At 62.8% G+C, this 15,808-nt stretch carries 9 protein-coding genes; 8 read left to right on the top strand and 1 reads right to left on the bottom strand.

The genetic code is table 11. The annotated features are described in order from the left end of the window. The first annotated feature begins 347 nt into the window (after positions 1–347). The 6 genes from ACZ0BA_RS03810 to ACZ0BA_RS03835 all read left to right on the top strand — a co-directional run bounded on the left by ACZ0BA_RS03810 (position 348) and on the right by ACZ0BA_RS03835 (position 10,132). The gene (locus ACZ0BA_RS03810) at positions 348–2,399 is read left to right on the top strand and encodes an alpha-L-arabinofuranosidase C-terminal domain-containing protein (RefSeq protein WP_463450005.1); all 2,052 of its coding nucleotides are present in this window, start codon (positions 348–350) and stop codon (positions 2,397–2,399) included. Positions 2,400–2,406: 7 nt separating this feature from the next. Then, entirely contained in the window at positions 2,407–3,609 is a 1,203-nt protein-coding gene (locus ACZ0BA_RS03815) for a XylR family transcriptional regulator (protein ID WP_463450006.1), read from the top strand. 42 nt (positions 3,610–3,651) lie between these two features. Then, positions 3,652–3,774 (top strand): hypothetical protein, encoded by a 123-nt coding sequence (locus tag ACZ0BA_RS03820; RefSeq protein ID WP_463450007.1) that lies wholly within the window; start codon positions 3,652–3,654, stop codon positions 3,772–3,774. 107 nt (positions 3,775–3,881) lie between these two features. Continuing rightward, entirely contained in the window at positions 3,882–7,043 is a 3,162-nt protein-coding gene (locus tag ACZ0BA_RS03825) for a TonB-dependent receptor (RefSeq protein ID WP_463450008.1), read from the top strand. A gap of 43 nt (positions 7,044–7,086) precedes the next feature. After that, on the top strand, positions 7,087–9,450 hold the full coding sequence (locus tag ACZ0BA_RS03830) for a sialidase family protein (RefSeq protein ID WP_463450009.1): 2,364 nt from the start codon (positions 7,087–7,089) through the stop codon (positions 9,448–9,450). 82 nt (positions 9,451–9,532) lie between these two features. Then, positions 9,533–10,132 (top strand): PEP-CTERM sorting domain-containing protein, encoded by a 600-nt coding sequence (locus tag ACZ0BA_RS03835; RefSeq protein ID WP_463450010.1) that lies wholly within the window; start codon positions 9,533–9,535, stop codon positions 10,130–10,132. Here the strand turns inward: ACZ0BA_RS03835 and ACZ0BA_RS03840 are convergent. Beyond that, a complete protein-coding gene (locus tag ACZ0BA_RS03840) occupies positions 10,047–11,672 on the bottom strand; it encodes a glycoside hydrolase family 43 protein (protein WP_463450011.1) in 1,626 nt (541 codons plus the stop codon). The two genes, ACZ0BA_RS03835 and ACZ0BA_RS03840, sit on opposite strands and share 86 nt — an antisense overlap. Positions 11,673–12,041: 369 nt before the next feature. Between ACZ0BA_RS03840 and ACZ0BA_RS03845 the strand changes: the two genes are divergently transcribed. Further along, positions 12,042–15,122: a putative Ig domain-containing protein gene (locus tag ACZ0BA_RS03845; protein WP_463450012.1), complete on the top strand. Its 3,081-nt coding sequence runs from the start codon at positions 12,042–12,044 to the stop codon at positions 15,120–15,122. An 11-nt stretch (positions 15,123–15,133) separates the two neighbouring features. Next, positions 15,134–15,712 carry an NF038129 family PEP-CTERM protein gene (locus tag ACZ0BA_RS03850; RefSeq protein ID WP_463450013.1) on the top strand — a complete coding sequence of 193 codons (579 nt, stop codon included), beginning with the start codon at positions 15,134–15,136 and terminating at the stop codon, positions 15,710–15,712. Positions 15,713–15,808: the final 96 nt, after the last annotated feature.

Raw genomic sequence — 15,808 nt, forward strand, 5'->3', positions numbered from 1 at the left:
ATCCCAACCCCTCACTGACGCCGCCTGGTTTCGACCACGCGGCCTGATCCCGTCCGTCCCCATTGCCCGGCGTGCGCCCGGCTGAGGCGCCGCCCTCCAGCGCCCGCCAGGCGCCGGTCCGCCCGCCATCTCCCAATCCGCCTGCCCGACCTCCCGCCGCCGGCCACGGGCCGATTTCTACCATAGCTAACATTGCTTGCAATTTCTGCGGTTTGCAAAGGAATCGATTCGCGGCGATACCGTCGCCCGTGCTCGCTGGCCTATTCTTTTCAGACTGGTGCGCTGCGCATGGCGGCGGCCCGTAAGTTAAAGAACAAATACAGGGAGATACGATGCAGTTGAAGAAAATGACAATCGACACTAACGCGGATGGACGCAGCCAGCCGATGCGCTGGCTCGGTTCGAACGGGTTCGCCACCCTGGTGCTGTCGCTGGCTGCGCTGATCGCGCCGCTGGCGACGGCCCAGACCGCCGTCAGGATAGATCTTGCCAAGCCGGGCATTCCGGTCAGCCCCACCTTGTACGGCCTGATGACCGAGGAAATCAATTTCTCCTACGATGGCGGCTTGTACGCCGAGCTGGTGCGCAACCGCGTCTTCAAGGACGACGGCGGGTCGCCCGCGCACTGGTCGGTGGTGCAGGACAGCGGCGGCAGCGCCGCGATCGCGCTCGACCAGCGCTACCCGGTCCCGGCCACCGCCCTGACCACCAGCCTGCGGCTCGATGCCACCGGCGCCGCGCGCGGCCACCGGGTCGGCATCGCCAACGCCGGGTATTGGGGCATTCCCGTCAAGCCGAACACCCGCTACCGCGCCAGCTTCTACGCCAAAACCACCGGCGCGGGCGGCGTGCCGCTAACCGTCAGCATCGAAGGGACGGACGGCAAGAAGGTGTACGCCCGGGCCGAGGGCGGCCGCATCAGCGGCGAATGGCAGCGCTACAACGTTTCCCTGACCACCGCCGCCAACGTCAAGCCGACCGCCGACGCGCGGCTGGTGATCGCCACCGAAAGCCCGGGCACCGTCTGGTTCAACCAGGTTTCGCTGTTCCCGCCGACCTACAAGAACCGGCCGAACGGCAACCGGGTCGACCTGATGCAAAAGCTGGTCGACATGAAGCCGGGCTTCCTGCGCTTTCCTGGCGGAAATTACCTCGAGGGCTATTCCGTGGACACCCGCTTCAAGTGGAAGGAAACGCTGGGCCCGATCGACCAGCGGCCCGGCCATCCCGGCACCTGGGGCTACCGTTCGTCCGACGGCATGGGCCTGCTTGAATTTCTCGAATGGTGCGAGGATATGAAGGCCGAGCCGGTGCTGGCGGTGTTCGCCGGCTACGCGCTCAACGGCGAGTCCATTCCCGCTGGCGCGGCGCTGCAGCCTTTCGTGGACGAAGCGCTTGAGGAAATCGAATACGTCACCGGCGACATCACCACCAAATGGGGTGCGCAGCGCGCCAGGGACGGCCACCCGGCGCCGTTCAAACTGCGCTACGTCGAGATCGGCAACGAGGACGGCTTCGACAAAGGCAAGACCTACGATGCCCGCTACACCCAGTTCCACGACGCCATCAAGGCCAAGCACCCGCAGCTCAAGCTGATCTCCACCGTTGGCGGCAAGGACTGGCTGAGCCAGCAACAGGCGCTGACCAGCCGGGCGCCCGACCTGGTCGACGAGCATTTCTATTACAGCGCGATGGAGATGATGCACGACGCCGGGCGCTACGATAGCTACGAACGCAAGGGTCCGAAAGTGTTTATCGGCGAGTGGGCCGCGCGCGAAGGCGATCCGACCACCAACCTGCACGCGGCGCTGGCCGACGCCGCCTTCATGGCCGGCATGGAGCGCAATGCCGACGTCGTCGAAATGTCCTGTTACGCGCCGCTGCTGGTGAACGTCAACCCTGGCGGCATGCAGTGGAAATCGAACCTGGTCGGCTACGACGTGCAAACCAGCTACGGCTCGCCGTCGTACCACGTGCAGAAGATGTTCAGCAATTATCTGGGCAACGTGTCGCTGCCGGTGACGGCGGAGAAGGTCGTTACGCAGACTTGGCAGCAGCCGGCCAGGGAGGATACGCCGCAGGTGCTGCCGCCGGTCAGGGAAGTGCCGACCATGTTCTTCTCGGCGACCAAATCGGCGCAGCGCGGCGAGATCTACCTGAAGGTCGTTAACGCGATCGGCACGGCGCAGGCGGTGCGGGTCGACCTCGCCGGCGCCGGCAACGTCGCTTCGGAAGGCAAGGCCATCGTGCTTGCCTCGGCTAAAAAGGAAGACACCAACACCATCGCCGAGCCGACCAGGGTGGCGCCGGTGACCAGCAAGGCGAGCGGCCTGGGCAAGCAGTTCAGCTACAGCTTCGCGCCGTATTCGGTGACCGTGCTGGTGCTGTCGACGAAATAGCCGCCACATGAAGACGCCGAAAGTGCACCGGATCGCGTTGTTATTCAACGCCAACCAAATATTCGATCACGACGTCACGGCCGGTATCGCCGCCTATTTCGGCAGTACGCGCGCGGCCTGGAATTTATTCCTGGAGGAAGATTTCCGGTTGCGCCTGTCAGGCATCGAGCAGTGGCAAGGCGACGGTATTATCGCCAACTTCGACGATCCGGCCGTGGCGCAAGCCTTGTCGCGCTGCGCCGTGCCGGTGGTGGCGGTGGGCGGTTCGTATGCCGACCCGGCCGATTATCCGGCCGGCGTGCCCTACGTGGCGACCGACAACGTCAAGCTGGTCGAACTGGCGCGCCAGCACCTGATCGATGTCGGCCTGGAGCGTTTCGCCATGTTCAGCGTTCCAGCCTCCGGCGACAACCGCTGGGCGCAGGAGCGCGAGAACGCCTTCCGTCGGCTGATGCGCGGCGAGCAGGTGGCGGCGGAGATTTTCCGTGGCTGCGGCACCAGCGTCGGCTCCTGGGGCGAGGCGGTCCAGGGGCAGATCGCGTGGTTGCGCAGCTTGCCCAAACCGGTGGGCGTCATCGCCGTCTCGGACGCGCGCGCACGTCAGCTATTGCAGGCCTGCATTATCGCCGGCATCGAAGTGCCGGAACAGGTGGCGATCATCGGCATCGACAACGATCCGCTGGTGCGCCGGCTCACCCGCATACCGCTCAGCTCGGTGATCCACGGCGCGCAGGAGATGGGTCGCGCGGCGGCCCATCTGATCGAGCAGATGGTGCACGGCGTGCAACCCAGGGACACGCCGATCGTGGTGCCGCCGGCCGGCGTCAACGTGCACGCGTCCAGCCAGTACCAGCTGATCAGGCATCCGAACGTGATGCGGGCGCGCCACTTCATTCGCCAGTATGCCTGCCAGGGCATCAAGACCGGACAGGTGGCCGAACACGTGGGCGTGTCGCGCTCGACGCTCGACGCCGACTTCCGCGAGGAGCTCGGCTGCAGCGTGCACGACGTGATCCTGGACTTCAAGCTCAATGCCGCCAAGGCCGGTCTGGATAGCGGCGACCGCAGCATCGCGGACGTGGCGCTGAGCAGCGGCCTGACCTCCATCCATAACATGCATCGCGTGTTCAAGCGCGAACTTGGCTGCACGCCGCGCGCGTACCGGGACCGATTGCGCAGCGAGCGGGAACAGTTGTCGCCGGCACAATAAAAAGGAAAATTCCAATGAGGAGACATACGATGGAAATTCCAGATGACGACCACCGGCCTCGCCTGCACCGCGTTGCTGGAGGGAGGCGAGTGCTCGGTGAGCGCCAACCAGGCCGGCGGCGACGGCGACGTCGCCGCCACGGCGCGCCAACTGTCTCCCCGGTGACGCCCTACGCGCCCAAGACCGACTACATGCTGACCGGACCGATCACCTTCCAATGAGGGCCGACGGTTAGCCAAAGCAACTACAACGATGATAAGAGGAGAGAGACAATGAGGAACATCAAAACAGCGATCAAGCGCAAACCCTTGAGGATGACCGCGCTGGCGTTCGCGGCGGCGCAGCTCGCAGCGCTGTACAGCGGCGACGCGCAGGCGCAAACGGCGCGTGCCGCCACGGACGCCACGGACGGGGAGGGGGCGACCGTGGTGGTCACCGGCCAGCGCGCTGCGATGCAGTCGGCCGTCAAGCTCAAGCAAAATGCCGAGGAGGTCATCGACGGCGTCGTCGCCGAAGAGGCCGGCAAGCTGCCGGACAAGTCGATCACCGAAGTGCTGCAGCGCATCGTCGGCGTGACGATGGACCGCAACCGCTCGCGCGGCGATCCGGAGCACTATTCGGTCGAGGGTTCCGGCATTTCGGTGCGCGGCCTGAGCTGGGGCTCGTCGACCTTGAACGGCCGCGAATCGTTTTCGGCCGGCTGGCCCGGGCGAGAATTGAGCTGGAGCGACATACCGCCGGAGCTGATGTCGGCGGTGATCGTGCACAAGAACCCGCCGGCCGAACTGGTCGAAGGCGGGGTCAGCGGACAAGTCGACCTGCGTACCGCGTTGCCGTTCGATTACAAGGGCGATAAATTCTCTGCCTCGACCTACGTCAACTACAACCAGCTGGGGTCGAAATCATCGCCCGCCGTCTCCGGCCTGGTGTCGAAGCGTTGGGAAAACGACTTCGGCCAGTGGGGCGCGCTGCTCGACCTGTCCGCCAGCCGCAGCAATACCCATAACGACTCGATCCAGGTGGACGCCTACTTCCCGCGCACCGACATCGTCGATGGCAAAACCGTGTGGGTGCCGAAATCGGGATCGTGGCGCACCAATACCAGCATCAACGACCGGGCCGGCGTCTACGGCGCGTTGCAGTGGAAAAAGGCCGGCATGGAGTCGGCGCTGACGTTTTTCCAGTCGTCCTACAAGGAAAGCGGCACCGAGAACGCGCTGTTCACCGGTGTCGAGAGTCCCTACCTGTCCAAGCTCATCGACCCCGTGTTCGATAGCAAAGGTATACTGCAATCGGCCAAGTACACCTATCCGATCGGCGGCGCCGGCGCCAATAATTTCGCCGAGGGCGGCCTGGGCTTCAACTCCAACCAGGCCTACTACGACAGGCACTCGAAGACCCGGGAGATCGCCTGGAACGCCAAGTGGAACATCAACGAGCGCTGGTCGCTGCAGAACGACCTGCAATGGGTCCACGCGACGAACCAGAGTGTGGGTGGCGGCATCGTGCTGGGCACCTTTGTGCCGAGCATGAATATCGACCTGACCGGCAATCCCGGGCAGATCACGTTCGACGACGCGGCGAAAAAATTCCTGGCCAATCCGGCCAACTACTACGTTTCCAATGTGCAGCCGAGCCAGGAAAAGGCGACCGCCGACCTGTACGCGTGGAAGAGCGATGTGCGCTTCAAGTTCGACCATCCGGTGATGCGCGACGTGCGCTTCGGCCTGCGCCTGACCAAGCGCTCGTCCAACCATACCGAGGCGACCGGCTCGACCTGGTACAGCATCGCCGAGCCATGGTCGGTGCGGCCCACCACCGTGCCGGGCCAGTTGCCCACCGCGAGCGATCCGGGCTGGCAGCCGCGCGCCAGCTTTGGCTACCTGAGCGATCCGAAGTACGCCGCGCTGATGCCGGTCACCACCTTCAATTACAACAACTTCTTCAACGGCAAGGTCCCGACGCCGGGCACCCTGGTGCAGCCGACGATGGCCGCCGTCAAGGACTATCCCAACACTTACGCGAATTTGGCGCTGGTCAAAAAATACCAATGCGAGGACAACAACGCGTATTGGCACAAAACCGACGACTGCTCGACGGCGGGCAGCGACTGGAAGCCGTTCGCCTACGACGGCGACCCGTCCAAAACCAGGCTGCAATCGGAAAAGACGCAGGCGGCCTACCTGTCGACACGCTTTGGCTTCGACGATCTGCGCTTCCCGGTCGAGGGCAGCGCCGGCGTGCGCGTGGTTCACACCAAAACGACGGCCCACGGTTACACCGTGTTCCTGCCGACCTACAGCGCCACCATCGCGCCGTCGGTGCCGCAGTTCGGTCCGATCAACCAGCCGATCGATTCCAGCCACAGCTATGTCGACGTGCTGCCGAGTCTTAACTTGAAGGTCGATTTGACCGACAAGCTGCAAGCGCGCTTCGCCTTCGCGCAGTCGATGTACCGGCCGGGTTTTGGCGACCTGGCCGAGTACGTGAAGCTGGAGCAACAGATCGTCTACGATACCAACAACGCCATCCAGAACATCAACTACAAGGGTGAAAACAAGGGCAACGTCAAGCTGAACCCGATCCGGGCCAACAGCTTTGACGCCACGCTCGAATGGTATCCAGGCAACGGCTCGTCGCTGACCGCCGCCTTTTTCTACAAAAAAGTACGCGACATCATCATGAACTCGGCCTACGTGGCCGACTACAACGACTTGGCCGGCAACCCGCAAACCTTCCTGATCACCGCGCCGACCAATGCATCGGACGGCCACGTTGCCGGGCTGGAGCTCGCCGGCCAGACCTACTTCAACAATGTGCCGGGGTTGGAAGGCAAGCTGCCGGAATGGGCCAAGGGCTTCGGCATTTCCGCCAACTATACCTACCTTAAGAGCAAGCAGAAGCTGCACCAGCCGTTCAATCTGAAATACTGCCCGGCCGCCGGCTCGTTCAACAACAGTTCATTGAGCATGTACGGCTGCGACACCGACGGCCTGCCGTTCACTGACATGCCCTTGCAGTATCTGTCGCCGAACGCCTTCAACTTGATGTTCTTGTACGACAAGGGTCCGCTGTCGATGCGGCTAGCCTACAGCTGGCGCAGCCGTTTCCTGCAGGGTGTGGCGGTCAATGGCACGTCCGACGGCAACGGCGGCGCCACCAGCGCCGATCCGAGCCGGGCGAGCGTTGTCAACGGCAAGACGGTCTATCCGACCGACGTCGCCTGGGGTTTGCCGACCTGGCAGGAGGCGACCGGTCAGCTGGACTTCGGTTTCGATTACAAGATCACCGAGCATGTGCAGGCCAGCTTCTCGGCGAGCAACCTGCTCGACACCATCGTTAAGCAGACCCAGCAACAGCATATCGGCAACATGACCCGTGCCTGGTTCGAGCCCGGCCGCAGCTATCGCCTGGCGCTGCGCTACACGTACTGAAGCGGAAGATTCGCCAATTCACTATTATTCCTGGAGACTCGATATGAACAAAAAAAATATCATTGGCCTCAGCAGCGTGCTGGCTGCCCTGGTGGCCGGCTGCGGTAGCGGCCGTGAAAGCACCGGTTCGACGGCGACACCCCGGTTTGCCGCGACGACGTTCGTGGGCGCCGCAGCCAGGGCGGCGGCGCCCGCCCGATGGGGCAGCGTGAAGTTCGGCGGCGGCGGCTACGTTCCCGGGCTGATTTACCATCCGACCAGCCCGGACGTGCTGTACGCCCGCACCGACATCGGCGGCGCCTACCGTTGGGACGCCCCGACCAAAGCCTGGGTGGCGATCACCGACATGATGGGCGTCACCGACGAGTTCTACCACGGCAGCGAAACCATGGCCCTCGATCCGAACGATGACAAGCGCGTCTACATGAGCGCCGGGCTGTATCTGGGGGCAGGGCGCAACGCGCGCCTGTACATGTCCACCGACCGCGGCGACAACTGGGAGCACGTCGACTTGCCGTTCCAGGCGGGCGGCAACAGCCAGGGCCGCGCCATCGGCGAGCGCCTGATGGTCGATCCGAACCAGCCGTCGATCCTGTTCTACGCCACGCGCACCAGCGGCCTGTGGAAGAGCGCCGACTATGGCCACACATGGAACCAGGTGGGTTCGCTGGCGACGCACACGATGAGCCAACAGGAAATCGAAGCCGTCTTCTGGAAAGGCGTGGTCGGCATGGAGCAGGTGATCTTCGACACCAGCACCAAGGGCACCGGCAACGCCACGCAGACCATCTACACGGCCGTCGGCAAGGATTACGCCGCCGTGGCCGGACTCGGCTACAGCATGTACAAGACCACCGACGGCGGCGCCACCTGGCACGGCATTGGCACGCCCGCCGAAGTTGCCGGCTTCTACATTCCCCACATGGTGCGCAACAAGGACGGGATGATGTACGTGGCCTTCGCCCAGGAAACCGGTCCCGGCGCACCCGGCGCGTCGCGGCTGTACAAGTTCGACGGCGCCAACTGGACCCTGCTGAAAAAGTACGACCTCGAGCAATGGGTCAACTTCGGCATGGGCGGCCTGTCGGTGTCGGGCGCCGGCGCCACCACCCGCATCGCGCTCGGCACCACCAATTCCTGGGGCAACTGGGATGGCCAGCCCATCGTGCAACTGTCGGACGACGCCGGCGCCACCTGGCGCGAAATCTCCGCCATGGCACCGCACGGTACCGACAAGGACGGCTGGTCGGGCTGGGTCGACGACGTCGAGATCGACCCAAACGATCGCGAGCACATCCTGCATGTGCATGGCGGCGGCGTGTGGGAAACCAGAAACGCGTCGGCGGCCAAGCCCACCTGGACCAGCAACGTCACCGGCATTGAGGAAACCGCGACGCTGGCGCTGATGGCGCCGCCTCCTGGCGCCGGCTACACCTTGCTGCGCAGCTCGGGCGACGTCGGCACACGGGTGCAGACCGAACTGACGAAATCGCCCACGCGCATGCCGCCGCAAGGCATGTTCAACGGTAACACCTACAGCGCCGACATGGCCTGGTCCCATCCGGCCTATATCGCAACGATCGGCAACCCCGCCTGGAACAACACCACCGGCGGCGCTTACTCCACCGATTCGGGCGTGACCTGGACGGCGTTCCAGACCAACCATCCGGACGCTCTGGCCAACATGACCAATGCATCGAACATCGCGGTCCTCAGACCCGGCCACATCGTATGGGCGCCGGCCCAGTCGGTGCCGGCCTACACCACCGACAACGGCGCGACCTGGACCTACACCAACCTGCCGGCACTGAGCCGCGTGGGCGATCGCGGCTACCGGGTGGTGGCCGACCGCAAAAATCCGAACAAGGTGTATGCCTACGAGTCGGGTGGCGCCTGGTATGTGCAGTGGTCGGAGTCTGCGCACTTCTACACCTCCACCGACGGTGGCCGCACCTTCACCGACAGCGCCACGTTCGCGGCCAATACCTGGAATACGGATACCCGGTACACGTCGATCGCGGTCAATCCGAACGCGGAGGGCGACATCTGGATCGTTGACGGCAAAAGCATCCTGCATTCGCTCGACGCGGGCGCGACCTGGACCAGGCTGAACGTGACCGCGCCGATTTTTGGCGAATCGACCTGGTATCCCGATCTTTACGGCGCCACATCCATAGCGCTGGGCAAGGCGCCCGCTGGCGCCAGCTACTCGGCATCGGTGTATGTGGTAGGCGTGGTCAACGGCGTGTGGGGCGTGTACCGGTCCGACGACGCCGGGGCTACCTGGAATCGCTTCAACGATGACAAGCATCAGTTCGGCGGTATCAGCACCCTGGCGGCCGATCAGACCGTGCCTGGACGCCTGTACATCAGCGGCTCGGGCCGTGGCGTCTTCTTCAGCTACTGACCTGCCGGCCAGTCCTTGCGCGCGGCGCTGCGACGCTGCGCGCAAGCAAACGTGTTTACATCAATCAAATTGGAGAGCAACAATGAAGTCCTTGAAGTTATCGAACATCTTCGCTGCACTGGTCCTCGGTTGGTGCGCGGCGGCCGGTCACGCCAACGCCGAAGTGCTGACCTTCGACAGCCTGACCAGGTTCGGGTTCTATGGCAACGGCGAAGCGCTGCTCGACAGCATGAGCGCCAGCGGCCAGAGCCTGAGCTACCAGGAGGCGGGCTTCGTGCTGACGCTGACCACACCCGAGGCGCCGGCCGGCGCAGCCCACATCGGCGATGGCACGTATGCGCCGCAGACCTTCAACTGGCATGACGGTCTGGAAAACGCCGCCAATTCGTTCGTGACGCTGACCCGCGTCGGCGGCGGCCTGTTCAACCTGATCAGCTTTGATTACTCCACGGATGCGAGCGCGCTGTCGGCGGACGGCAAGCAGGTCGGCGTGCTGCGGGACTGGGGCACTTGGGGCACCAGGCTGGATGGTATCCGCGAGCTGCGTCTGAGCTCGGGCGCTTTCAACCAGCTCGACAACATCAATGTGGCAAGCGTCAGCGCCGTTCCGGAGCCGGGCTCGCTGGTGCTGTTGTTGAGCGGCTTGTCCGTCGTCGTGGCAGCACGTCGGCGCCGTCGGTAATCCTGAACCAATCGAAATCCGCATAGCCGCCCGGGTGTTTGGTTGCATAGTTAAACAGGCCGAAACGGTATCCCATGAAATGCGGGATGGCGTAAGTCATTTTCAATGTATCACCGATGGGTTTCCAAACCTTGCCATCGAGGCTGTACGCAAAGGTGGCTTGGTCTTTTTTATCGGTAAAGTCACAATCGATCCTCAGATAGACCCGGTTTGCCGTCAAAGGAACTTGCTGCACTTCCACCGGCTGATCCGATCCGGCATTGACCATGACTAACCATTTTTTACCGTTGTCGACCTTGACGCCGACCTGCCCGAAATTTTTTTGAAAGGCGCTCAAGCCCGCGAAATCGCCTTCCTTCATGTTGGAGACATCCAGCAAGGTGGAGCCGGTGCTTGCCGGGCCGATGGTGCGCTGGGTCAGTGTATTTCTCGCCTGCACAAACGAGGTGTCGATCCTCGCTGTTTTTAGCCGAAGATATCCTTGTCGTTCCTGTACCGACCAAAGCTTGTTGTCCGGATTATGGTTCCACTGCCAAACCAACGGCAACGCTGCTTGTCCTTTCTTGCGATTGAATTCATCGGAAGCGACTAAATCTGGTATCAGGCCTGTGCTGGCGGGCAGGTCCAGCTTTTCCGGCGCCTTGCCGTTTTCTCCGAGGACGGGCCAGCCGTCTTCCCACTTGACCGGGACCAGATAAGGAATCCGTCCAACAGAACCGAAATCGCGGAAAAGATAGGCGAACCAGCGTCCGTCGGGCGAGTCGATCAATCCGCCCTGGGCGATTCCTCTATCCTGCAGGGCGACCCTTCCTTCCCAGGGACCGTCGATACTATCGGCCCGATGTATGACCACAGTGCGGTTCTTGCCCTTGGGCGCGCAAATATTAAACAGGTAATATTTGCCATTCACTTTGAATAGTTGAGATCCTTCGGCGCCCAGTGCCATGTCATCGCCCGCCGGCGCGCTGGCGTTCTCGATGAGGATTCTCTCCGGCACACCTGGTTTAATGCCGGTCAGATCGTCATTCAACTCAACGATCTTCAGCGTGTGGGCGTTATGGATCAAATAGGCTTTGCCATCATCGTCAAAAAATAGCGAAGAGTCATGATAGGCTGGTTTGAACGACGCCCGCTTCCAATGTCCCTTTTCTATATCCTTGGTCTTGAAAATGTAGGTTTCACCGGTGGTCTGCGAAAAAGTGGTCACATAGTACATGCCCTTGTGGAAGCGCAGACTGCTGGCCCATGTGCCCTTGCCGTAGGTGTTTTTGCCGTCGGTTAAATTCAACTCTGGCATATCCGCCAGCGTGTCGTAGGCGTAATTAATGATCTTCCAATTGACCAGGTCGGTCGATTTCATGATCGGCAGGCCTGGATTCATATGCATGGTAGTACTGCTCATGTAGTAGTTTGCGCCCACCCTGATCATGGCGATGTCGGGCACGTCGGCAAAAATCAAGGGGTTTTGTGCCTGCGCGAAAGCGACGGTCGAAACAGCCAATATCAGTGAAGCAAAGAAGAGCGTGAATATTTTTTTCATTGGGATTGGTCCGCCACAGGGTGATCTGAATTCTGCGCGCTCCCCGTCTGCACCGCAATTTTCAAAATCACCAATGCACGAGTCATTTTTCTTCCGGCAGGCGAGGGGCCATGAGTTGATGTTTTTTTGCTACAGAAAAATCCGATGGCTCATGGTAAATTACTCTCTCTCTCTTTGAACCGATCCAAACGGCGATTTAGGTCAAAAATTGTTATCGATAACTTTTATTCGCCATCGAGATAGCCGCTACTCGATAGCAGGCCAGGCTGCACCTCAGCCTTTTTTTTTCGCTAATTTGTTATCGATAACAACTGGCATTGGTTGAAGAGCTTTGTACGTGCATCCGCATTTCTAACTATAAGGAGACATATGGACTACCACTCACAGGGCGCCAAGCTGCCCGGGACACATCCATCCACCCGCCGACGCGGCAGGCTGTACGCTGCGATCACCTCGGCGCTGCTGGCTTTTTCGGCCGCGCCGGCAACGGCAATCAGCTTTGTCGCCACCCCGCAGGCCCAGCCATCGGTCAGCGACGCCGGCTTCAGGCATCCCGCACTGGGCTTTACCCCGGAGCAGCTCGAGTACGCCCGCCAGCAGGTCAGGGCGGACGTCGAGCCGTACAAGACGTACTACAACATCCTTGCCACGGTCTGCTGCAACTACGCCAACATCAACCTGCAGCCAACCAACCGCGACGCCACCAAGGTCGATACGCCCAACACGCCAAACTTCAACAACGGCACAGCCCAGACCCGGCTGATCAACGATTCGCAGGGCGCGCTGACGCAGGCGCTGCTGTACTACATGACCGGCCAGAACGAGTATCGCCGCAACGCGATGCGCATCCTGCGCACATGGAGCAATATGAACCCCACCGGCTACGCCTACTACCCGGACGCGCACATCCACACCGGCGTGCCGTTGTTCCGCATGCTGCTGGCAGCCGAGATCATGCGCTATACGCCGGCCGATGCCACCTATACCGCGTATCCGCTGGCCTGGACCGCCACCGACACGCAAAAGATCAAGGACAACCTGATCGATCCGATGGAGCGCACCTTCTTTGCCAGTAACGAGCGCTTCATGAACCAGCACGTGTATTCGATCGCGGGCCGCTTGGCCGGCGCGATCTTCACCGACAACCGCGCGCGCTACGACGAAACGGTGGAATGGCTGACGGTCAACGCCACCTCCACCCGCCAGGACATCAACGGCGGCATCCTGCCCTTGATTCCGCTGATCGAGACGGACAATCCGCACAACACGGTGGGCTATCCGTTCTACCAGATCCAGGAGATGATGCGCGACCAGGCCCACGGCGGCGACAACGTCGACAACCTGATCGGCCTGCTGCGCCTGGTGACCGCACAGGGCACCAAAGTCGATCCCTACAGCGGCAAGCCTTCCACCTCCAGCGACGCCGTCAGCGTCTACAAATTCGGCGGCAACCGCTTGCTGATGGGGGCCGACGCCTACGCGCGCTTCATGCTCGGCTACAACACGCCATGGGCCGACACCAGCGGCGGCACCTCCGGCATTTCGGAGGCTTACCGTGGGCGCCTGAACCAGGTCGAAGGCATCCCAGAGGTCTATAACGTCTACAAATACGAGGAGGGCGTGGACGTCGACACCGTCGCTCCTTATCTGGCGATGGCGGCCGCCCACGCCAACGGTCCCGTCACGCCATGGGGACCGGCCAGCCCGGCGAACAAGGATTTCGGCGCCGAGGCGTTCCTGACCTTGCCCAAGGCGTTGACCGGCATCCCGCTGCCTCCCAACACGGGCATGCTGGAGACCGAGCGCAAGTCGATCTTCCTCAACGGCGACTGGAGCAAGGCGACCGAAGGCGAGCGCACTTATGGGCGCGCGCAGCTGACGCCGTCCGGCGCCACCGTGGTGTTCCACGACATCGGCTATGCCGACCGCAGCAAGTACGCGCCGGTAGGCATCATGGTGCGCACCAACGCCGTGACCAGGCTGGCCGCCAGCGCCACCGAGGACGCCAAGCCATGGAGCGAGATGACGGTGCCGGACACCGGCGGCCAATGGCGCTACATCGTGCCGGACAGCGCGAGCGCGGCGACCGCCGGCCGGCGCCTGGGCGACAACATCATCTACTTTAAATTCAGCGGCGCCGAGGGCGCGACGGTCGATGTGGACTTCGTCAACATGGCGGCGCCAACGCAACTGACGCCGCCGCGCTTTGCCATGCCGGTGTTCCCGTTGACCGAGCTGGTGGTGCAGGGCATGCCTTACCAGGCCTTGTACACGGCCACCGACGCCAACGCCGCTGACAGCGTGGTCTACAAGGCGGTCAGCCTGCCGCCGGGCGCGACCCTGGATACAAGCACCGGGGCGCTGACCTGGACGCCGGCCACGAACCAGACCGGCATCCACGATCTGGTGGTCAGCGCCACCGACGGTGTCGCCATCAGCGTGATGACGGCGCGCCTGAGCGTGCAGCCAGATCGCCAGACCGCGTTTGCCGCCGCGCTGGGCGGTTACGACGCGGCGGCGATCTACACGACGCCATCGTATGCCGCGTTCAAGGCCGAACTGGCGCCGTTGCGCCAGGCGCTGGCGACCACGCCCGACGCCGAATTTCCGGCGTTGCTGAAAAAAGTGCAGGAAGTCACGCGCAAGCTTGAGCTGGTCAATCCACGGCTGGTCTCGGACGGCAGTCTGGACTGGAGCAAGAACATGGTCACGCCGACCGTTCTGGGCGCCGGCGCCATTCCATCGCTGGTGGACGATGACTACAACACCACCTCGGGCGATTTGCGCAATCCCGTGACGCTGGACTTCGGCGAAAACTACCGCGTGGCCGCCAACGCATTCGGCATCCGCGCGCGCTTCATGTTCGGCAACCGCAGCCAGGGCATCAACGTCTATGGCTCGAACGACAACGCGTCCTGGACCTTGCTGACCAGCCGCGAAACCACCGATACGAGCGGCCAGAACTTCGCCATGGAAGTCATTCCCGTGCTGCCTGGATTGGAAAACGAGCGCTATCGCTACTTCATGGTGCGCGTCGACCATCCGGGGCCGCCGACCGATCCGGCCTACCCCGGCATCTCGTCGTACAGCGAGCTGCACTTCCACGGCACGCGCTACGATTTGCTGGCGCCGGTCGATGTCAGCGCCAGTGTCCGGATGCAGCAGTCCGGCCTGACCGTGAACCGATTCACGCAAAAGTACACGGGCACGGTGACCATGACCAACGCGACCGCACAGGCGATCAAGGGGCCGTTGCACTTCAGGCTGGAGAACCTCAGCGCCGGCGTCACGCTCGACAACGCCTCCGGCGTCGACGACGGCGTGCCGTACATCACGCTGCCGGCCGGCGAACTGGCGCCGGGCCAGAGCGTAACCCTGACAACCACCTTCAGCAATCCGTCCAGGCTGGCCATCAGCTACGGACGCAAGCTGATCCGCGCTAAATATTAGGAGCTAAAACAATGAACTACTTAAAAATCCTGTTGGCGAAACTGCTGCTGGCCGCCTGCGTGCTGGGTGGAGCGGGGCAGGCCGGCGCCGCCCAGCAGTACACCATCACCATCGACACGGCCACGTTGGGTAGCGGTCCGGCGTATCTGGGGCTGTACTTCCTGGGATTGGCCGACGCCGCGCCGGCCACGGCCACGGTGAACCATTTGACGGGCGCATTCTCCGGCAAGCCGCAGCTGACCGGGTCGGTCACCGGCACGCCACCGGGCCCGCTGGTGTTCACCAACGCCGGTGCTGGCGGGGAGCTGGTGATGACGGTCAGCCTGGGCGGCTTGCTCTCGTTCGACGTCGGCTTCACCTTGGGCGCCGGGGACGTTGGCACGACCTTCGGCTGGTCGCTGTTCGACGCGACCAGCTACCTCGGCGCCGACGGCGATCTGGGGACGGTGTCGCTGCAGCCGGGCGCGAATTTTGTGGTCAATAACGTCAGTTCGCTGAGCCATGTGCAGGCCGTTCCCGAACCGTCCAGTGTGTTGATGATGCTGGCCGGGCTGCTGGCCCTGATGGCACACGCGCGCCGCCGGCGGTAGGCTGGCGCGGATAAACCGGGCCGGTGCCATGGCGCCGGCCCGCGCGTGGCGGGCGTTGAATCTTTGCGGAATACATTCCCATTGGCGCTGTTTGCG

It is taken from the genome of Duganella sp. AC917, assembly GCF_979258245.1.

Coding starts and splice junctions, on each gene's coding strand:
- ACZ0BA_RS03810 (WP_463450005.1), top strand. CDS start 348: ATGACAATCGACACTAACGCGGATGGACGCAGCCAGCCGATGCGCTGG.
- ACZ0BA_RS03815 (WP_463450006.1), top strand. CDS start 2,407: ATGAAGACGCCGAAAGTGCACCGGATCGCGTTGTTATTCAACGCCAAC.
- ACZ0BA_RS03820 (WP_463450007.1), top strand. CDS start 3,652: ATGACGACCACCGGCCTCGCCTGCACCGCGTTGCTGGAGGGAGGCGAG.
- ACZ0BA_RS03825 (WP_463450008.1), top strand. CDS start 3,882: ATGAGGAACATCAAAACAGCGATCAAGCGCAAACCCTTGAGGATGACC.
- ACZ0BA_RS03830 (WP_463450009.1), top strand. CDS start 7,087: ATGAACAAAAAAAATATCATTGGCCTCAGCAGCGTGCTGGCTGCCCTG.
- ACZ0BA_RS03835 (WP_463450010.1), top strand. CDS start 9,533: ATGAAGTCCTTGAAGTTATCGAACATCTTCGCTGCACTGGTCCTCGGT.
- ACZ0BA_RS03840 (WP_463450011.1), bottom strand. CDS start 11,672: ATGAAAAAAATATTCACGCTCTTCTTTGCTTCACTGATATTGGCTGTT.
- ACZ0BA_RS03845 (WP_463450012.1), top strand. CDS start 12,042: ATGGACTACCACTCACAGGGCGCCAAGCTGCCCGGGACACATCCATCC.
- ACZ0BA_RS03850 (WP_463450013.1), top strand. CDS start 15,134: ATGAACTACTTAAAAATCCTGTTGGCGAAACTGCTGCTGGCCGCCTGC.